The organism is Streptomyces sp. PA03-1a, assembly GCF_033792805.1.
Taxonomy (GTDB): domain Bacteria; phylum Actinomycetota; class Actinomycetes; order Streptomycetales; family Streptomycetaceae; genus Actinacidiphila.
The window spans coordinates 1-17,740 of record NZ_JARAVO010000204.1; the positions used below are offsets into that span (position 1 = coordinate 1).

Annotated in this window: 19 protein-coding genes and 1 tRNA gene; 2 read left to right on the top strand and 18 right to left on the bottom strand. The window is 71.5% G+C overall.

The features are described from left to right. Positions 1-427 (top strand): hypothetical protein (locus PV341_RS34130; protein WP_500359870.1); only part of this gene is annotated, 427 nt, incomplete at its 5' end. Positions 428-473: 46 nt separating this feature from the next. Here the strand turns inward: PV341_RS34130 and PV341_RS34135 are convergent. The 8 genes from PV341_RS34135 to PV341_RS34170 all read right to left on the bottom strand — a co-directional run bounded on the left by PV341_RS34135 (position 474) and on the right by PV341_RS34170 (position 7,665). Then, positions 474-659 (bottom strand): hypothetical protein, encoded by a 186-nt coding sequence (locus tag PV341_RS34135; RefSeq protein ID WP_500324213.1) that lies wholly within the window; start codon positions 657-659, stop codon positions 474-476. Continuing rightward, positions 659-3,973, bottom strand: a complete 3,315-nt coding sequence (locus PV341_RS34140) for a phage minor head protein (protein WP_500359871.1) — start codon at positions 3,971-3,973, stop codon at positions 659-661. Before PV341_RS34140 ends, PV341_RS34135 begins: the two co-directional genes overlap by 1 nt. Next, positions 3,966-4,169, bottom strand: coding sequence for a hypothetical protein (locus PV341_RS34145; RefSeq protein WP_500359872.1), 204 nt, complete (start codon positions 4,167-4,169; stop codon positions 3,966-3,968). The genes PV341_RS34140 and PV341_RS34145 overlap by 8 nt, the downstream gene beginning before the upstream one ends. Beyond that, positions 4,162-4,374: a hypothetical protein gene (locus tag PV341_RS34150; RefSeq protein WP_500359873.1), complete on the bottom strand. Its 213-nt coding sequence runs from the start codon at positions 4,372-4,374 to the stop codon at positions 4,162-4,164. Before PV341_RS34150 ends, PV341_RS34145 begins: the two co-directional genes overlap by 8 nt. Further along, entirely contained in the window at positions 4,358-4,582 is a 225-nt protein-coding gene (locus tag PV341_RS34155) for a hypothetical protein (RefSeq protein WP_500359875.1), read from the bottom strand. Before PV341_RS34155 ends, PV341_RS34150 begins: the two co-directional genes overlap by 17 nt. Further along, a complete protein-coding gene (locus PV341_RS34160) occupies positions 4,564-6,315 on the bottom strand; it encodes a hypothetical protein (protein WP_500359876.1) in 1,752 nt (583 codons plus the stop codon). The genes PV341_RS34155 and PV341_RS34160 overlap by 19 nt, the downstream gene beginning before the upstream one ends. After that, positions 6,312-6,653 (bottom strand): DUF1360 domain-containing protein, encoded by a 342-nt coding sequence (locus tag PV341_RS34165; RefSeq protein ID WP_500359877.1) that lies wholly within the window; start codon positions 6,651-6,653, stop codon positions 6,312-6,314. Before PV341_RS34165 ends, PV341_RS34160 begins: the two co-directional genes overlap by 4 nt. A 226-nt stretch (positions 6,654-6,879) precedes the next feature. After that, entirely contained in the window at positions 6,880-7,665 is a 786-nt protein-coding gene (locus PV341_RS34170) for a hypothetical protein (protein WP_500359879.1), read from the bottom strand. Positions 7,666-7,937: 272 nt separating this feature from the next. On the opposite strand from PV341_RS34170, the gene PV341_RS34175 reads away from it, so the two are divergent. After that, the gene (locus PV341_RS34175) at positions 7,938-8,156 is read left to right on the top strand and encodes a hypothetical protein (protein ID WP_500359880.1); all 219 of its coding nucleotides are present in this window, start codon (positions 7,938-7,940) and stop codon (positions 8,154-8,156) included. Between the two features lie 60 nt (positions 8,157-8,216). Here the strand turns inward: PV341_RS34175 and PV341_RS34180 are convergent, their stop codons facing one another. The 10 genes from PV341_RS34180 to PV341_RS34225 form a co-directional block, all read right to left on the bottom strand. Further along, positions 8,217-8,366, bottom strand: a complete 150-nt coding sequence (locus tag PV341_RS34180) for a hypothetical protein (RefSeq protein ID WP_500359881.1) — start codon at positions 8,364-8,366, stop codon at positions 8,217-8,219. A gap of 493 nt (positions 8,367-8,859) precedes the next feature. Next, positions 8,860-10,446: a terminase large subunit domain-containing protein gene (locus tag PV341_RS34185; RefSeq protein ID WP_500359882.1), complete on the bottom strand. Its 1,587-nt coding sequence runs from the start codon at positions 10,444-10,446 to the stop codon at positions 8,860-8,862. Beyond that, entirely contained in the window at positions 10,443-11,147 is a 705-nt protein-coding gene (locus PV341_RS34190; protein ID WP_500359883.1) for a hypothetical protein, read from the bottom strand. The genes PV341_RS34185 and PV341_RS34190 overlap by 4 nt, the downstream gene beginning before the upstream one ends. Before the next feature lie 126 nt (positions 11,148-11,273). Next, positions 11,274-12,230: a ParB/RepB/Spo0J family partition protein gene (locus PV341_RS34195; RefSeq protein ID WP_500359884.1), complete on the bottom strand. Its 957-nt coding sequence runs from the start codon at positions 12,228-12,230 to the stop codon at positions 11,274-11,276. Beyond that, complete coding sequence (locus tag PV341_RS34200; protein WP_500359885.1) at positions 12,197-13,651, bottom strand: putative antirestriction adenine methyltransferase; 1,455 nt, start codon at positions 13,649-13,651, stop codon at positions 12,197-12,199. The genes PV341_RS34195 and PV341_RS34200 overlap by 34 nt, the downstream gene beginning before the upstream one ends. A gap of 127 nt (positions 13,652-13,778) precedes the next feature. Beyond that, a tRNA-Arg gene (locus PV341_RS34205) sits at positions 13,779-13,852 on the bottom strand. Between the two features lie 101 nt (positions 13,853-13,953). After that, a complete protein-coding gene (locus PV341_RS34210) occupies positions 13,954-14,475 on the bottom strand; it encodes a DUF488 family protein (protein WP_500359886.1) in 522 nt (173 codons plus the stop codon). 86 nt (positions 14,476-14,561) lie between these two features. Next, a complete protein-coding gene (locus PV341_RS34215; protein WP_500359887.1) occupies positions 14,562-15,812 on the bottom strand; it encodes a ParB/RepB/Spo0J family partition protein in 1,251 nt (416 codons plus the stop codon). A gap of 118 nt (positions 15,813-15,930) precedes the next feature. Beyond that, entirely contained in the window at positions 15,931-16,425 is a 495-nt protein-coding gene (locus PV341_RS34220) for a hypothetical protein (RefSeq protein WP_500359888.1), read from the bottom strand. Positions 16,426-16,508: 83 nt separating this feature from the next. Further along, positions 16,509-17,714, bottom strand: coding sequence for a magnesium chelatase domain-containing protein (locus PV341_RS34225; RefSeq protein ID WP_500359889.1), 1,206 nt, complete (start codon positions 17,712-17,714; stop codon positions 16,509-16,511). Positions 17,715-17,740 lie beyond the last annotated feature (26 nt).

The following is a 17,740-nucleotide window of genomic DNA, read 5'->3' on the forward strand; positions in this document are numbered from 1 at the left end:
CGGGGGCTTCGCCTGGTGCGTCCTCACCGTCCAGCCGGGCACACCGGTCGCGGTAGACGTCGGCACAGGAGGAGCGGGCGGGCCCGCAAGCGGCTTCCCCGGCACACCCAGCACGGTGGACAACGGTCTCAGCGAGGTCGTAACCGCCGGTGGCGGCGCGCTCGGGGGAATTACAGCCGGTGGCGCCGGCGGCACAGCCTCCTGCCCCGGCCAGGGCACGGTCCGCCAAGGCAACAACGGCGCAAACGGCACGCTGATTGGTCCGATCGGTGCGCCGGGTGGTCAGGGAGGCCGTCCTGCGGTGGACGGCATCATCCAGCCGGCGCCCCAGGGTGCGGGCATCGGCGGATCAGGTGGCGCACGCACCGCCGGCCCCATCACCACCGGCGAGAACGGCGGCCCCGGATACGTCGTCATCTGGTGGTAGCCCCGCGTGGCCCGGCGCACCATCCGGTGCGCCGGGCACGGGCGGGTCAGGTGCCTGCGGCCTCCGTGGCCTTCGTGTCGGCCGGTGTCTTGCCCTTCTCGCGGACCTCGCTGTCCGGGTACCGCTTGGAGACGGCCTCAGCCGTTGGCTTCGAGGCGGACGTGAAGACGACCTTGCCGTTCTGGGCGACGACCTCGAACTGCTGCTTCTTGGACTGGCACGAGCACGGCATCAGTGGGCTCCCTGGGGTGCGGTGGGCTCTGCGGGCTGGGGGGCGATGGAGGCGGCGAGCGCGGCGGCTTCGGCGCGGCGCTCCTCGTCGCGGCGCTGGATGGCGGCCGTGAGGGCGTCGAGGAGACTGGGGTCGGCGAGGAGGGCCGCCACGGTGGAGGCGTGATCCACAGGCGTTTCCACAGCGGGGGATACCGTGTCCGGACCGCGTCCGGACACTGCGTCCGGGTGTCCGGACACGGTGTCCTCGCTGGTCAGCAGCGCGGCAGCGGACGCGGCGAGGGCCAGGTTGGCGCGCTCAGCCACGGCGGTGGCGACGAGCGGGGACGAGTGTCCGGGCACCGGTACGGACAGCACGGCGCGGAGCTGCCAGCGCCCGGCCGCGCCCTTCGTCATGTGGTAGCTGGGCTGGCACGCGGAGAACACCTGCCGGTCCCACTCGGACAGCCACGGCGCGGCGGCACCGGAGAACCACATGCCGCGCTCGTTCATGCCGACGGTGACGATCCCGGCGACGGTGCGGGTGTCGTCGAACTGGCAGGCAGCGGACTCGCACTCGGCTCCGTCGCGGTGGTGGCCGACGTTCATCGTGAAGGCCCCGGCGCGGACCTGCTTGCCGTTGTCGAGCTTGAAGCGGGCCCGCAGGAAGTGCGACAGGTCGATGCGGCCCAGGGACTCGATGGTCAGGTTCCGGCCGGGGAACCCGGCGTGGGGTTCGCCGGCCTGCGCGACCCAGCCGTAGATCCGGCCGCCCGCGTAGTGGACGCCTCCGGAGCCCGGGGGCAGTTCCTCGGCGGTGGGCTCCCGGAACCAGGCGGCGGGCATGGGGTCCGTGTCGCGCATCGCCGTCCACGCCGACGCCTCCAGCTCCGTCAGGTCCTCGCCGGCGGACGCGGTGACGTGCTGGCCCTCGGGGATGGTGGAGGAACCCACGTACTGGCCGGGGGCGAGGCGGACGATGCGGCCTGCCTCAGCGGCGCGGACGAGGTGACCACGGGCGACGTCCATGCTCATGCCGAGGGCCTGGCAGACCTGGCGGGCGCCGACCGGCACCGGCGACGACCGTACGTACGTGACGACGCGCTGGTGCGGGTCCTGGTCGGCGGCGACGATGACCGGCGCGGCCGAGGCCTCCTGCTCCTCGGGCGGGTCGAGGACGATGCGGGCCCGGTCGTAGGCGGGCATGGAGACGAGGGTGGCGCCCCGGACGCGGGCCCGGGTGATGCGCAGCAGGAAGTCCCCGGACGACTCGGAGTGCACGACGACCCCGCCCTCCGGGTCGTCGGCGTCTCCGGCGGCCGCGGTCAGCATGTCTCCGAAGGCGAGGCGGGCCGCTGCGGCGGAGACCCGCCCGCCGGGGCCGGTGATGAGCTGCACGGCCCGGCCGGTACGGGCCAGCGAGGTTCCGGCCGCGGTCCAGTCGGCGACGGTGCGTGCCGACAGCATCCAGCCGCCGTCTTCGAGGCGGATGACCGACGCCGACGGCAGAGCCGCAGCGAAGATGATCATGCCGTCTTCGTCGGTGGTCAGCGTGCGGTCGACGAACTCCACGTCGACGTCGTCGAGGTCGACGGATACCCCGAGCGGGGCGCCCTGGTCGAGGAGCGTGCACGCGTCGGCCCCGGCCGGGCGGTCGGCGTAAAGAACGCCCGCCGCGGTGATGCGGTCGCCGTCGCGGCCCATCGTGTCGATGGCGCCGGCGAGCTCGGCGCCCTGGTGGCCCATCAGCATCTCGTCGGCGTACTGGAGCGGGAACGGGCCGCTCTCCCAGTACAGGGAGCCTGCGGCGAAGATCCGGCCGTCGCCGGTCTCCTGGTTCTCGAAGGCGATCGCGGTGTCGTCGGGGGTGGACCAGGAGCGGGCGGACGGTGCCGCCGCCGCGGTGGTCTCTTCCATGGGGGCCTCCTCCTCGTCGGGGCCGAGCGGGATGTCCGTGTGGTCACCGGAGAAGGCGACCCTGATGCGGTCGAAGGTGATCGAGCCGAGGCGTTCCACGAGCGCGGCCAGCAGCCCGAAGTCATCGCTGTACTGGGCGCACACGTGCGGCTGCCATGGGGAGTGCTGCACGGGGATCTCGGGGCCGCGTGCGTCGTCCAGGGCCACGCCTGCAGCCGCGCGGGCCTCGCCGAGCGTGGGGGCCCCGCTGGGGCGGTCGCGGTCATCGCCGACGGACCACACCCATGACGGTTCGTCGCTTCCGGCGTTCCAGTGGGCTGCGCCGAACGCGCGGGCGTGGACGGGCCCGCCGAGGTCGGCGGCGGCATACCGGACCTGTTCGGTCAGGTCGGTGCGGGACTCGTCGCTCCAGTCGGCGCCCTGGCCGAGGAAGTACAGCGTCAGGTGCAGTTCCTCGGCGGCCTCTCCGCCGTCGAGGGCCAGGCGCTGCGCGTCCTCTTCGGACGGGATGAGGGCGATCATCGCGCCGTTCAGGTGGGAGCCGTCAGCGGCGGCCTGCAGAGCGGGGCTGGGGGCGGTCGTCACGGGCGGCTCCTGCGATTCGAAGACGCGGGCCCGTGGGCTCGCTTGAGAATCAAATGCGGCACTTCGGATTTCCGGGTACAAAGCGAGGACGCAGCGGCAGTTCACGACCTCCGACGCAGGAGCCGTGGGGTCGTGCGGCGAGTCCATCTCGATCCCGGACACCGTGAACGTCTCGTCGACGAGGCGGATCTGTCCGTTGACGTCCTCGTGGGACTCACGGACCCGGCTGTCCCGGCGGGTGATCCACTGCTTCACGATGGGCCGGTCCGGGCCGGTGACCTCCCGCGCCGCCGCGAGGGTCGCCGTGTTCCAGGCGCGTCCGGCTTCGGTGCGGGCGATGCGCTCCTCGCGGGCGTCGCCGAGCTGGGCGCCCTCGCGGGCGAACGCGACCCGCAGCCGGGCCCGGAGCTGGTCGATGGTCTCCCCTGCCTCCACGCCTTCGGACAGCTCGCGGGTAGCGACGTCGGACAGCCGCTCCCCGACCGCGCGCAGCAGGTGCTCTGTGGTCTCCACGTACGCCCGGAACGGGCCGGGCAGGGTGTCGTCGTCGTACCGGCCCGGCAGGTCCTCCCAGGTGTCGGGGAGTTCGGCATCCACGGACTCGGCGGCCTGGTGGGCGGCGTCCTCCGCGACGCCCAGGAGGCGGCGCACGATGCGCGGCATGCGGGAGGTGAACATGCGGCGGATCCGGGACACGGAGAACCGGGCGGCCACGATCTCGTCGGCGTCGGCCAGCTCGCGGGCGAACTCGGCGGCGACCTCGCCGAGGACCTCGGAGACCGTGCGGGCCACCTGCTCCTCGGCCGCGTCGAGAGCAGCGTCAAGGTCAGCCACGGCGCTGCACCTCCGGGCTCGGGCCGACGGCCTTGTCCGGCACGCCCGGCTCGCCCTCCAGCGTGTTCTCCCGGATGCGCCAGGCGTGCAGCTCCTCCCAGACCTCCCGGCCCGGGCAGCGGGAGCACCAGCCGTGCGCGCGGTGGGAGGCGCGGCTGTGCCCGGGTGGCGCCACGTGTGGTGTCTCGTCAGCCACGGGGCAGCTCCAGCCGTGGGTGGGGCAGGGCGTAGCACGCCGTGCAGTACGCCCAGCCCCCGGCGGGTCGCGATCCGTCCGGGACCACGACCGACACCGTGACGATGGTGAGGAAGTCCCCGCCGCATTCGGGGCACCGCTGGTTGATGTCCGCGACGGCGGTGGGCGCGTACGACGGCTGGTTCTCGCTAGGCGGCTCCGCCACGGCGGGGCACCTCCTGTTCGCTGGGGTCCTCGCAGATCTCGCACCACGACCAGGTGCCGACCGTCGACACCCCTTCGGCCGCGAGCAGCAGGAGTTGGCCGTCGAGGCGCGTCCACGCCTTGCAGCGGTAGCACCAGGCCGTGACGACGTTGCCGGGGACGACCGTGAGGAGCGGGGCGGGGGCGGGCATCATGCGGCTGCCAGGCACGAGGTGAGAACACCGGGGACCACGCCGTAGTCGTGCTCTACTCCGGCGGCGATCAGCTCGCGGGCGTAGTCGTCGAGGGACGCGGTCAGGCAGTCGGGGTCGAGGCCGTACCGGCCGGCGATCTCGGGGACGCGGGTCCACGCCCCATCGAGGAGCCGCCACTTCTCCACGCCGTCGGCGTCGACCGGCAGGGCGGTGTGGAGGGCTGCGGCCTGGATCTCGCGTGCCTTGGACCGCTCGGAGCGGGGGCAGGCCGGGGTGCGCTTCAGCTTCTCCCCCGCTGCGGACAGGGCGGCCCAGATCAGGCCGTCCGCTGCGGCGTACAGGGCCGTGTGGTCGGGGCGCACGGCGGAGGCGGGGAGGTCTTCGGCGGGCTGGTTCGGCTGGGTGTCGGGCTCGCTGGTGGTCTCGTCGACCGGCAGCTCCGGGTCGGCTGGCTCCTGCGGCTCCTCCTCGTCGGCCTGCTTCTTGTCGCGCTTGGCCTGCTCCTCGTCGGAGGGCGCGTCGGCGTCGTCGAAGCCGGTCTCTCGGCGCAGCGCCTCGTCGGAGATGACTCCCCGGTCGTAGACCTGCAGCGCGGTCTCGGACCGGTTCGCGCGTACGCGCAGGGGGCTGCTGTCGTACCAGACCAGCCACCGGTGCCAGTCGTCGACGCCTTCGGCTTCCAGCAGGGGGCGGAGCCACTGCTGTGTCAGGGCGTAGGACATGGTGGCGAGCTTCGGTTCGATGCCGAGCCGGATCGCCTCCTCCGTCAGCGCCCACGCCGACCAGTGGTTGACGTCGCCCAGGCCCAGCAGGATCTCGGCGGGGATCTCCAGGCCGATCGCGAAGCGCCTGACGGCCTCCTCGCGGAGCTTCAGCGCGAGGTCGTCGAAGTCCGACTCGAACGTCAGCAGCTTGAAGTCCGAGATCGACTCGGCGGGGACCTCCAGCACGATCGGCACGGTGGCGGCCGCGCTCTCCGGCTCCTTGATGGCGGTCTCGGCGACCGTCATCAGGATCTCGATCAGGTCGTCCTCGGCGTCGCCCTGGGTGGGGGCGGTCGGGAAGCGGGTGCCCTTGGGGACGAGGAGGAGCCCGCGGCCGGTGAGCCGGGACCGGGCGATGGCCTTCACGGCGGCGTTCAGCAGCTGGAGTTCTTCCAGCAGATCCAGGCTGGAGCGGACCGGGGAGTCGGCTTCGATGGCCCGCTCCGGGTCGGACTCCCACACGCGGATCGCCAAGGGCGAGTCCGGGGCGAGGTTCTCGGGGTCGCCCTCGGGGATGGCGACCTCTTCGCCGTCGATGTCGGCGATGAGCTTCCCGGACTGCTGGCGGACCTCACGGACCGACAGGACCCGCCAGTCGTGGCCGTCTTCGGGGCTGTCCGGGCTGAGGACGTCCCCGTTGGGGCGGACCACGATCCAGCCCTCTCCGGCCACCGTGAGGTGCCGTCCGAACGAGCCGAGCATCTTGGCCTGGCCGTCGGGCCCGCCGGCGATCTGGGACACGATCTCGGTCGCGGCGTGCCCGTCGGGGGCGCGCTCAATGGTGCCGTCGTCGGCACGGCGGGCCGCGTACAGGAGAGCGCCGGACATGGCGCTGCCGATCCAGTTCGCGGCGAACCGCACCTCGGGCACCGCGTGGTACATCTGCCAGGCCCGGACCTGCCAGGACTGGTCCGGGGTGAAGTTCTTCCCGCGGATCTTGCGGGCGGTGTAGCGGGCTGCGGCGGCCGTGAGGTTCGCTGTCACGGCGCCACCCGGCCCATCGTGTCGTCGACCCGGTTCATGAGGACGGCGGCGCCTGCGACGGCCAGCCACTCGATGCCGTGGACGAGGAGCGGCGCGTCATCGAACCGACCCGTCGCGAGGAGGTACGTGGCGAGGAGCGCGCCCGCAACCCACCAGCCCGTGCAGTACACGCAGGAGATCAGGGTGATGACGAACGTGCGGGGCTTGGAGTCGGGCCGGTCCAGATGCCAGGCGAACACCTTGTCGCGGGCCGGGTCGAGGATGGCGTCGTGGACGAGCAGCTGGGTGCCGCGGTAGCCCGCGAGCCCCAGCAGGGCGAGTTCAACGGGACCGATCAAGGTTCGCCCCTCTGGTGAAGATCCGCCGGATGTCGGCGGACATCATAGGGTGCGCCCCGATTCGGGCGTTGTGATCAGAAACCGCAGGTCAGGCCCACTATTTCCGATCACTCCGGATTGAGGGCGCTACGGGCCGGGTTGTGTAGGCTGCCCGTCACGGGGGCCGACGGCACGCTCGGCCGGCGCGGGGGATGTGTGCACCCCGCAGCCGTCGGCCCTCCTCCCCTCAGCTCGACGCGTCGTCGCCGCAGGACTTGACGGGCTTCACCAGGGGCTCGCCCACGACCTTGCCGGTCGGCGTGTCCGGAGGCACGTCTGCCGGAGGCTCCTCGCCGTAATCCAACCCACGCGGAGTCCTGGTCCAGGCCGCGCCGTCGCGGTCCAGGAAGTAGATGCCGGCCTTGAAAGTGGCCGCTTCGATGAACCAGGGACCCTGCGAATCCTTGACCTCAGCATCCACCTCATCGGTGGCATACGGGGCTTCCCACGGGCTGTCGTTGGAGCGGGCATCACCGCTGTACCGGAGAGTCTTGGCTTCGATCACGGTGTCCGAGCAGGGGGGCAGGGTCACCAACCACAGCCGGAACGGGACGGCATCAATGCCTCCGCTCCTGAGCCGCGTCGCTATGAAGAAGGCACGGATATCCGTCACAGGGTCCGGCGACCGATTCATCAGGTGCAGCCTGTCGCCACCGTTAACCGGTCTCTCCGTCCAGAACGAGACGCGGGACGCCTGTGCGCGCTTCTGGTCCTCGTCCTGCTGCTGCGACTGCTTCAGCTGGTCCCGAGACACGGCTGCACCGTAGTAGGTGGCGATCCCCGTGAATGCGAGGCTTCCGATACCGATGACGACGGTGATATTCGTGACTATTCCGACCCACGAGATTCGGCGCCACCAGCTGCGCGGTGCCTCCGGCTGCTCGGCGCGTTCCCTAGCCTGCACGCGGTTCGGTGCCGGCCGACGCCTGGTCAGGCGCAGCCGGGCCTGTCTCGCTGTTTCTCTGTCTCCCACGCGTCCCCTCCCTAACATCCCTGCACACAGAGACGCGCAACGCGGGCAGATGACTCCCGCGGGGGCGTGCGGGTACGACGAGCGGGCCCCCGTCAACCGCATGACGGGGGCCCGGCCATGGCAACGAGGGCTCCAACGGGGAGAGGAAAGCCCTCGGCCACTTCGCTCACAGTGTGGCGGCGCCGCGGCGGCGGGGCACCTCGGGGCGGCCGGGCGGGTGATCGCGGCGCGGCGCCGGCCTGTCGAACTTCCCCACCGGCAAGGTCATGGTCATGACCTCGTACCTGGACGCCGACCTGATGCCCCTGCCGCACCCGGGGGTGGTCAACGTGACGCTGCGCGGCACGGGCGAGATGGTGGAGTGCGTGCGGGACTGGATCGCGGAGCGCGCAGTCGACGGCATCGGCTTCGTGGTGGAGGAGGTCGACGGGACGGTGCGGTGCCGCATGCAGGTCGTCACCCCGCCGGGTTGCTCTGCACCGCGGCCGTGACCGGCTGGGAACGCCCGAGGGCCCCGCACCGGAGTGGTGCGGGGCCCTCGAATGTCCTGGTCAGTGGCGGGTCTGCCACCACAGGATGATCAGGCCGACGGCGGTGGTGCCGGCCTTGTACGAGGCGCCCTTGAGCGCCCACCGGACGTAGGTGTTCTGAACCGCGAGTTTGATGGAGCGCGGCACCCTGCGCTTAACTGGCTCCAGCACTGGAAGACCCTCCTGCAAGTTGAGTCGGAACGGTGCGACGCAGGGAGCCCTCCCGGCAGGCCTCGAAACCACAGCCGGGGTGGGGCTCCCTTTGCGCGTCTCCGGCAGGTTACCCGCGGCCGGGGCTCCGGGCCGAATCGAGCCGACCCGGCCCGGGGCCCCCAACTGGGCCCCTAGGGGCGCCGCTTGGGCCTACCGACGCAAACCCGCTGGCCAGGGGGCACTACCTCCTCGCGGCGCGGCCCATCTGGAAGTACCAGGCGGGGCGATCTTGGCCTCCACCTCGTCACAAACCGTCACCCTCCGACATTGAACCGACCGTTGTATGTCTCGGTGACGGCACGCGAAGCCTGGGTCTGCATCGGGAACGTAGCGGTGCTGAACACGTGCCCTTCGGCACAACGAACGACGCTGCGACCCATCGCTCCCGTTCTCCGGCGAAGGCGTCGCGGATGGAGGGGAACTTGCCATAGAACACCGACCAGATGTCCGGTCACCCGCCGATCCTCCGTCCGTACGCGGACGCCGCCGCCCCGGGCTGCCGCCCGAACTGGGCCGGCTGAGGGGCCGTCGGCAGCGGGGCGTGGACGATGGCGCCCTTGTTGACCTCGGGGATCAGGCCGTACACCAGGACACACGAGGCGTCGATCCGGCCGGGGCTGTCGGAGTCCGTCGGCTGCCAGGTCGCCCACTCGTTTTCAAGATCGACGAACGCGCCGCGCAGCCGGACCCTGTCCTCGACCATCTGCTGGGCGATCGGCTCGGCGCGCAACAGTTTGCCCTGCTTGGCGTGGACGGGGTCGATGAGCGGCATCAGCTGCTTCTTCGGGATGCGGCCCTCGGTCTGCAGGGCCTCCCACGCCGTACCGATGGCCAGGGTGCACATGTCGCGGCCGAAGTTCCACTCGACGTAGATGACCGAGGCGTTCGTTTGGTAGGCGAGGAGGCAGGCCCGGCGGGACCACTCGGCGGACGACATCGCGGCCGACACGTCGTGCGTGATCCACACGCGCTTGTCCTCGCCGAGGAACCCGCCGATGACACCGGCGACGTCGCGGCCACCACCGGACGGGTCGATGGAGACGGCGATCTTCTGCGGCTCGATCACGGTGATGCCGTCGCGGATCGCGCGCAGCAGGTCCCGGGAGACCAGGGCGCCCTCGGAGGGCTGCGGGTCGCCCTGCGACAGGGCGTGCCAGTCACGGACGCTGGAACCGGCCTTGTCGGCCGCCCACCACGCCATCAGTCGCTTCCGGTTCCGGGTGGGGATCTTCGGGTGTGTCAGCGGGTCACCGTCACGCCGGCCGAGCGGATCCGGGCCGAACTTGCTGGGGTTGGCGATGGCCGGGAGGTGGACGACCTTCCACTTGCCGCCGTCCTCGAGGCGGCCGTCCTCCGCGAGCCGGCGTCCGGCGAAGTCGTCCGGGTGCCATCGCGTCTGGATCGCGACCACAGCGTGACGGTCGGGCTGGAGACGCTTCAGCGCGGCCGACGACCACCAGTCGTGGACGCGTTCGCGCATCTTCTTCGACTCGGCCTCGGCGCGGTCCTTGTGCGGGTCGTCGACGACTAGCAGGTTGACGTCGAAGCCGGTCAGCGAGCCGCCGAGCGGCACCGAGCGGACGCCACCGCCCTGGTTCGTGTCGTAGTCCTGCGCGGCCTCCGAGCCGGCCAGCAGCGACAGCCCGTACTCGCCGCCGTACTCGTTGATGTACTGCCGGATCGCCTTACCCCGACGCAGCGCCAGGTCATCCGAGTACGAGGCGACGGCCACACGGTCCTCGCCGTGGAGCAGCAGCCACCAGAACGGGAACCACTCCGCCACAGTGGTCGACTTCCCGACCTGCGCCGGGGTGTAGATCAGCAGCCGGTCGTACTCGCCGCGCTCCAGCCCAACGAGCGCGTTGCTGATGACCTTCAGGTGCGGGCGCATCCGGTACCCGGCGTCGAGTCCCCGCGCGAGCGTCGCGGGGTCCTTCAGCAGGTCCTGGGCCGCGGCCGCCTTGGCAGCATGGAGCCGCTGGAACACCGCGCCGTCGTCAAGGTGGTCCAGCTCGCCGGATGCGGGCAGGGTGGTCACTCGTCACCGCTGCGCTCGTCCGGCGCGGGCTCGCCCTCCTCGCCGGCCTCGTCCTCGCCCGCCTCGGCGCCCTCGTCGTCGCCCTCGTCCTCCAGCGGGTACGTCTCCTCACCGTCGTCCTCGTCGTCGGTGCCATCCATCGCGCGAGCGCGCCGGGCGACGGTCGCCGCCAGCTCGGCCAGGCGGACGCGCCGCTGCTCCGGGGGCATCGCCGCGAACTCCTGGACCTGGACGGCGAGCGGGTCGCCGCCGGGCCCGGTGACCGCGATCGTCTCCGTCGGGTCGCCGAACAGGTTCCGCCGCAGCCGCATCGTCGTCTCGACGAACTTGGTGAACTCGCCGATCGTCATGTTGGCGGCCAGCTGCTGCACGTGCGGGAGGGCCTGGCCGACCATGCCGGTCATGATGCGGAGGATCTTCGCGTCGTCGCGGGCGGCCTTGCGGCGCTCTTCCTCGATCTCGGCGGTGTACTGGCGCTGCTGGTGGGCGTCCCAGGCGCTGGCCCTGTCCTGCCAGCGGTACTGGGCTGCGAGGGCTCGTACATGGCTGTACGAAAGTGCAAGGCCGTCTGACGCTTTTGCAAGGGTTCGTGTGAGGCCGAGGTCGCGGAAGGCGAGGAAGCGTTGGTGGCGCTTGGCGGACTCTCCGGGCTGTCGTTCCCAGGGGTCGATGGCGGGGTCAAGGGTGATGCGGTTGGTCATGGTGGTCACGGTCCTGACGTGCAGGTGTGTGGGTGTTGTGGGGGTGGGTTGTCCCCACGCCTTCCTGTGCCGGGAGGGTGTTGGTCGTGATCGGTGCGGGGGCGTTGGGAAGGCGTGGGGGCTGGGTCAAGCGTTGGCGGGTTCGTGCTCCGTGCGCTCTGCTGCTTCTTCCGCCGCCTGTGCGACTTCGCGACGGGCGATGTCAGTGAGGAGCGCGACCATGGTGGTGAAGTTGCGGACCTCCTTGCAGCGGCCGAAGGCGTAGACGGCGGAGGCGAACTCTTCGAACTGGTCGACCGAGGCGACGCCGACCACGTCGGTGCCGGAGGCGATGGCGGTGATGGCGGCCTTGAAGTCCTCCATCTGGTGGGGCAGGAACATGAGGGTGCAGGCGCGCCAGTCGAATTCGCCGTGCGGGATGGCCAGCTTGGTGTCGTCGGGTTCGACGGTGGGGAGCTGGGACTCGTCGAGGCCGGTGGCGATCAGGTCGTCCACGTTGTCGATCATCGCGACGAGGGTTGCGAGGACGTCCTTGTCGGGGTTGCCGTGGAGCTCGTTGTGGGCGATCTGCTTGGCGATGACCTCGGAGCGGCGCATGCGGCGGGCGTCGACGATGACGGGGATGCGGGGCAGGCCGGCGGCGCGTGCGGCGCGGGAGCGGTGGTGGCCGGAGATGACCTCGATGGGGCCGGTCAGTCCGGGCTGGTGGCAGTAGGGCAGGGATTCGAGGGCGCCGCGCTTGCGGATGTTGCCGGTGAGCCGCTCGAAGTGCCGGGGCTGCATGACCTGGGCGTTGATGTCCTGCTCTCGGAGGGAGGTGACGTCGACCCACTTGATGTACAGGTCTTCGCCGATCTGCATGACGTCCTGCGGCGGGTTCTCCGTGCCCCACTCCAGGCGGCCGTCCGTGACGCGGCCCCCCGCCGGCTCCTCGATGGGGACCGCGGAGCCGGGCGCGTCCTGGTTCTCGGGCGCGGGAGCCGCGGGCGCATCCGGCGCCTCAGGGTCCGGGACGGCGACGGCCGGGGCCTGGCCGTCGGCCGGGGCGGTCACTTCTTCGCCTTGCTGCGGCTTGCGCGCCATGACTTCTCCTTGTCCAGGAACTTCGTGAGGGTGGTGGTGATGCTGTCGTTGCCCCAGCCGGCGCTGTACGACAGCTTGTAGCCGTCGGGGTGCTTGTCGCGGGCGTCGAGCGTCATCAGGCCGCGCAGGCCCTTCGCTTCGGGGTGCCGGGTGTACTCGACGGTGACCAGGCCGTTCGACGCGGCGAGGAGAATCTCGGAGGCGCCGGTGAACACGTGCTTCGCGGTGTCGCGGCGCAGCGCGAGCATCGTCGCCAGGCGGGTCAGCCGCAGGTCGTTGTGGGGGGCGCCGAACGCGAACCGCATCAGCAGGTGCGACGTGTACTTGGTGGCGCCCGGGTACGGGCGGGTCATCGTCTCGGCGCCGTAGCCGAGGACGCCGGCCACGTAGCCGTCGACGATGACGAGCATGTTGTACGAGCCGGGCGCGGCGGCCAGGCGGTGCATCCACAGGTCGCGGTAGTAGTCGACCTCTGTGCCCTTGGCGGCGACGACGTCCACTCGGGACTGGTCGGTGACCTGGTGATCCGGCGGGATGATCGGTAGGGAGGTAGGGCCGGTCGACCGGGCCATGCCCAACGCGACCTTGGGCCCGCCGGTGAGCTTGAAGATCTCTTCCGGCCGGTTGCTGATGACGTAGGCGCGGGCGACCTCGCCCAGGGGGTGCGCGAACACCGGCGTCGGGTGGGCGGCGATGCCGCTGCGCTCCTCCTGGAGGAACATCAGCAGCGCGGCCTTGCCCTCCATGTGGTCGGCGAGCCGCTTCATGTCGACCTCGGGGTCGAAGATCGAGTAGCCGGGCTCGTCCCATTCGACGCGGCCGCCGGTGTCGAAGAACTTCTCGAAGCCCGCCCGGTACGTCGGCGGCGCCGCGATGATGATCGACCCGGGGTCGTCCTCGACTTCGGCGATGTGGTCCCACATGCACTTCGGCGTGAACTTCACGCCCTGGAGGCGTTCGGCGAGCGACGTGAGCGAGCCGACGAGCCGCTTCTTGTGGTCGGCCTCGCGGTCGACGAGGTCGGTGACGAGGTGGGTCCAGTACTCGGCCTCGCCCTTGGCCTGCATGCGGGCCAGCCAGTGCACGTACAGGAGGTGCGCGGCCTGCTCGACGATCGGCGCGTCGGGCAGCTCGACCGGGTCGCCGTCGAGCGTCATGCCCAGCGACTCCAGGTCGCCGCCTGACACGCAGGTACCGACGATGCCGGTGTAGAGGGTGACGTCGGAGGTCTCCATGGAGGCCGGGGGGATCCCGGCGTTCGCCGCGACGAGGGCGGCCGCGAACGAGCCCACCCCTACCTCGACATAGCGGGTGTAGCGGTCGCGGGGGAGCTTGTTGAAGACCTGCCGGTAGAAGGCGCGGTCTGGGGCTGAGGAGTTCCCGGCGAAGAGCACGCCGGGCTGTGCGAAACCTGCGGGCATGGGGGTCCCCAGGGGGAGTCAGCGGTCGCTCGGCCCACAACCAGCAGCGTTCGGGGGGACAGGGTAGCCGCTGGGCCGATCAACGAAGCCGGCCCCGCTCGGTGTGACCGAGCGGGGCCGGGTGCGGACCGCGGAGGAGGACTCGAACCTCCAACCTCCGGCTACGAGAACCGGTGCTCGATCCAACCGAGCTGCCCGCGGAGGGTGCGCGGGGGGAATGCTAGCACTTCGCCTGGTTCGTCCCCTCAGCGTGCCGATGGCCGGGGAGGAATCGCCTCCCCGGCCACGGGCGTGACGGGTGGTCAGAACAGCGTCGGTTCCTCCCCCACGGCCTCCGCGGTGGCCTTCGGGGCGGCGGTCTTGCGCCGCCTCGGGGCCGCACCTTCGGGGTCGGGGAGTTCGGGGACGTCCCAGCCGAAGCGCTGCCCGAACCACTCGGCCGCCCACTGCCGGTGGCACGCCGACCCGCCGTTGACGTCCTCGAAGCACATCAGGACGCCGGGGGTGTCGGGGTGCCCGTCGGCGACCTCGCGGAGCGCGGTCAGGATGTCGTCCTCGAAGGTCCGCAGCCGCTCCCGGTACACGCGGCGTTCCAGCGGGATGTTGTCCACGCCCTTGTAGGGCGGCCGGAACAGTTCGTGTGGGGCGAGGACGCTGATGCTGATGTACGGGTAGCGGACGAACCGGGGCCGGCCGACGGTGATCCCGAGCGGCAGGTACCCGCCGTCCTGGTGCCAGTTCTGGTACCGGCTCGTGGCGAGCTGGAGCGGCTGGGGGACGACGATGCGTTCGGTGGGGGGCTCGGGGGTGCTCATGTCGATCACGGCTGGTTCTCCTTGGGTGGTGGGTTCGGGTGGGCCCCCCGGGGGCCTGGCCGTCTGGCCGTGGCCCCCGGGGGGAGTCTGTGGGGTCATGCCGCCGGGGCCTCGGCGTCGGGGGCGACGCGGATGGCGTTGGCCTGCACCGAGGCCATCGCGGCGGCCTGGCGGATCTGGGTGGATGCCTTGGCGGCCACGGTCTTGAGGTGGTCGATGCGCATCCGGTTGCCGGGGATCCCGCCGTGCGCTCCGGCGAGGAGGAGCGCCAGCTCGGCCGGGTCCATCGCGGCGATCTCGGTCAGGATCTCCCCGGCCTCGGACAGCTTGTGGATCTTCTTGACGAGCTTCTGGCGGTCGGTGACGATGCGCTCGCGCTCGTCGACCGGGAGGTCGAGGTGGGCGAACATGCCGTCCTGGACGCCCTTGTCGCCGGCCTCGTGGACCTCTTCGGCGAGGACGAACATGCTGCCCTGGGTGGCCTGCCGCTGCTCCTCGTTCCTGCACATCTGGCAGAACGCCTCGGCGTCCCGGATGGTGTTGAAGAGGCCACGGGCCCAGCGGGCGAGGAACGCGTTCTGGTTGTCGCCGGACAGCTGGGACACGTACCACGCGAGGCCGACCGGGATGTGGTTCTTCAGCAGGGCCTCTTGCATGGCCGGGGTCAGCTTGAGGAGGGAAAGGCGCAGGTCCACGTGGTTCCAGGACTTGCCGACCCGCTTGGCGACCTCCTCCGGGGTGTAGCCGTGTTCGGCGATCAGCTCCTGGAATGCCTGCGCCTCTTCGAGGGGGGTCATGTCGGCGCGGCCGACGTTCTCGGCTACCTGGCGGGCGAACGTCTCGCCGGGGTCGGTGAGGTCGCGGAGGACCATGGCGTGCATCTCGGTGAGGCCGGCCATCTGGGCGGCCCGCCACCGGCGCTCGCCCATGACAATCACGTAGAAGCCCTGGTTGAGGTGGCGGACGGTGATCGCCTGGAGCTGGCCGAGCTCCTTCATGGAGTCGCAGAGTTCCTGCAGCTTCTCGGGGTCGAAGTTCTTGCGGGGCTGGCCCGGGTCGGGGCTGATGCGGTCGATGGGGATGGTGCGCTGGCTCACCCGCCCGCCGACGGGCGCCGTCTCGGCCGGGGCCGGGGCCGTCGCTTCGGGCTTCTTCGCCGGGGCCGCCTTCTTCGCGGGCGCCGCCTTCTTGGCCGGGGCGTCGGCCTTCTTGGCGGGCGCCTTCTTCGCCGGCGCCGCCTTCTTGGGCGCCGGGGCCTTCTTCGCGGTCTTCGGGGCCTTGGGGGCGGGCGCCTTCTTCGCGGTCTCAGTGGCCTCGGCGGTGGCGGTGGCGGTGGTGGCGGTCATGGGCTTGCCTCCCGGTTTGTGGTGGTTGGTTGAGCTACCTTCATCCTTGCCCAAACCCACTTGGATACCCTCGGGATCCAAGTGGGATTGGTCAAGGAATCGTCAAGGAAACCGCAGGTCAGAGGCCCTGCGGGGCCGGAAGCTGCAACCGGCGGTGCCGGACGGCGTCCGCGGTCCGGCCCATGTCGGCGGCCAGCTCCTCGTCGGACTTGCCCCAGTGGTCGAGCAGCCACCGATCCTCGCCCGGCGTCCAGCGGAACCCCCGGCCCGTGGCGAGGTGCCGCCGGGCCCAGGCGAGTCCATCGGTCGCGGGCTGCCGGGCGGCCCGCAGGTCGGGCAGGCACTGCGTCAGCACGTGCTCCACGCCCCGCGCCTGGGCCACGAACCATGACCACTGCGTGCCGCCCTGCCAAGGCCGCTCCGGCGAGATCACCGCGCCGCACTCCCAGACCGACAGCAGCCACCGGCAGAGCGCTTCACCGTCGGCCCCGGCGTCCTGGCTGATCCTGATCTTGTAGCGGTCGCCTTGCATCTGGATGGCCGCGCCGCCGTCGATGAGACCCGCGGTGTAGGCGGTGGCGCGAGTGGTCGGGAGTGCGAAGTGTGCGTACATCGGTTCTCCTCCTGGTGTGCTGTGGTGGACTGAGGCGGGGGCCGGGGGGCGCTGCCTGCTCCCCGGCCCGTACCGTTCGGCTGCTACTGGAGGACCTGGGCGCCGCGTTCGAGCAGGGCCAAGGCGTCGCCGAGGTTGCCCGCGCCGCACACGAACCCGCCGGGCAGGTCGAGCGCGCCGTGCTCGGCGGGGACGACGGCGGTGCGTCGGCCCGCTTCGCGCGCGGCGCGGACGGCGGCGGGCACGTCGCCGCTGGGCCGGACCGTGCCGTCGAGGCCGAGTTCTCCAAGGATGGCCACGTACTCCAGCGCTGCCGCCGGGACGTAGCCGGCCGCGGCGAGAGCGGCGCAGGCGACGGCGAGGTCACCGGCCGCGTTCTGTCCGGCCCAGCCCGTACGGACCGTCAGGGTGCCGAGCGGCCACTGGATTCCGGAGTTCGCGATGGCCGCCCGGATGCGGTCGCGGGTCTCGCGTGCGGGTGCCCCTGCGGCGTCGGTGACGATGAACTCGAAGGGTCCCGGTACGAACGTGCCGTGCGCCTCGTGGAGGGCGCCGCCGACGAGGGTCGCCGCGCGGGCCTCACCGGACTTGGTTCCGGCTTCGGCGTCGGCGGACGGGCCGAGGCAGTCGGTGTTGCTGTCGTCGGTGAGCCCGTAGTCGGCGAGGCCGGACCGCTGGCCGAGTTGGGCGAGGAGGGTGGTGACGGCCTCGCGGGCGGTGGCGGCCCACACGGTTTGGATGGCGCCGAGCGCGTCGGCCGCGTCGACCCCCAGCTCTTCCAGGATGCGGGTCCGCTTGTCCGGGTCGGTGGGGGCGGGGGCGACGTCCCACAGGGTGTAGCCGGTCCCCCGGTTCACACCGGCGACGATGTACTCGCGGCGCTCCCGGGCGTCCGGGGTGCCGGGGAGTTCGAGGTCGTACACGTCGTCGTAGGCGTCGGGGTTCGTCCACCCGGCGTCCTCGAGCGCCGTCTCGTGGGCGCCCAGCTCCAGGATGTCCCGCATGACGTCGGCGATGTCCTCGGCGATGGCGTCGGGGAGTCCGGCGCCCGCGCTGGCCGGCGCGTACCAGAGGGCGGAGCGGTCGGCGTCCCGGATGGTGCGCAGCTCGCCGTCGGTGGTGTCGACGCTGATCGTGGCGGCCGCCGGGAAGTGGGGGCGGATGAGGGTGGCGGCGAAGGCTGCGGCGGCGGCCACGGCCGCGCGGCGTCCGTTCTTGGCGTCGGCGTAGGCGTCGTTGAAGGCATCGGCTGCGGTCGTGCGGGCGGGGGTCGTGGCGGTGTCGGTCATCGTGGGCCTCTCCTTGCTGGGTGGGG

Excerpts from the sequence above, each read along its gene's own strand:
- PV341_RS34135 (WP_500324213.1), bottom strand. The coding sequence starts at position 659 with ATGCCGTGCTCGTGCCAGTCCAAGAAGCAGCAGTTCGAGGTCGTCGCC.
- PV341_RS34175 (WP_500359880.1), top strand. The coding sequence starts at position 7,938 with ATGACCTCGTACCTGGACGCCGACCTGATGCCCCTGCCGCACCCGGGG.
- PV341_RS34190 (WP_500359883.1), bottom strand. The coding sequence starts at position 11,147 with ATGACCAACCGCATCACCCTTGACCCCGCCATCGACCCCTGGGAACGA.
- PV341_RS34195 (WP_500359884.1), bottom strand. The coding sequence starts at position 12,230 with ATGGCGCGCAAGCCGCAGCAAGGCGAAGAAGTGACCGCCCCGGCCGAC.
- PV341_RS34200 (WP_500359885.1), bottom strand. The coding sequence starts at position 13,651 with ATGCCCGCAGGTTTCGCACAGCCCGGCGTGCTCTTCGCCGGGAACTCC.
- PV341_RS34215 (WP_500359887.1), bottom strand. The coding sequence starts at position 15,812 with ATGACCGCCACCACCGCCACCGCCACCGCCGAGGCCACTGAGACCGCG.
- PV341_RS34220 (WP_500359888.1), bottom strand. The coding sequence starts at position 16,425 with ATGTACGCACACTTCGCACTCCCGACCACTCGCGCCACCGCCTACACC.
- PV341_RS34225 (WP_500359889.1), bottom strand. The coding sequence starts at position 17,714 with ATGACCGACACCGCCACGACCCCCGCCCGCACGACCGCAGCCGATGCC.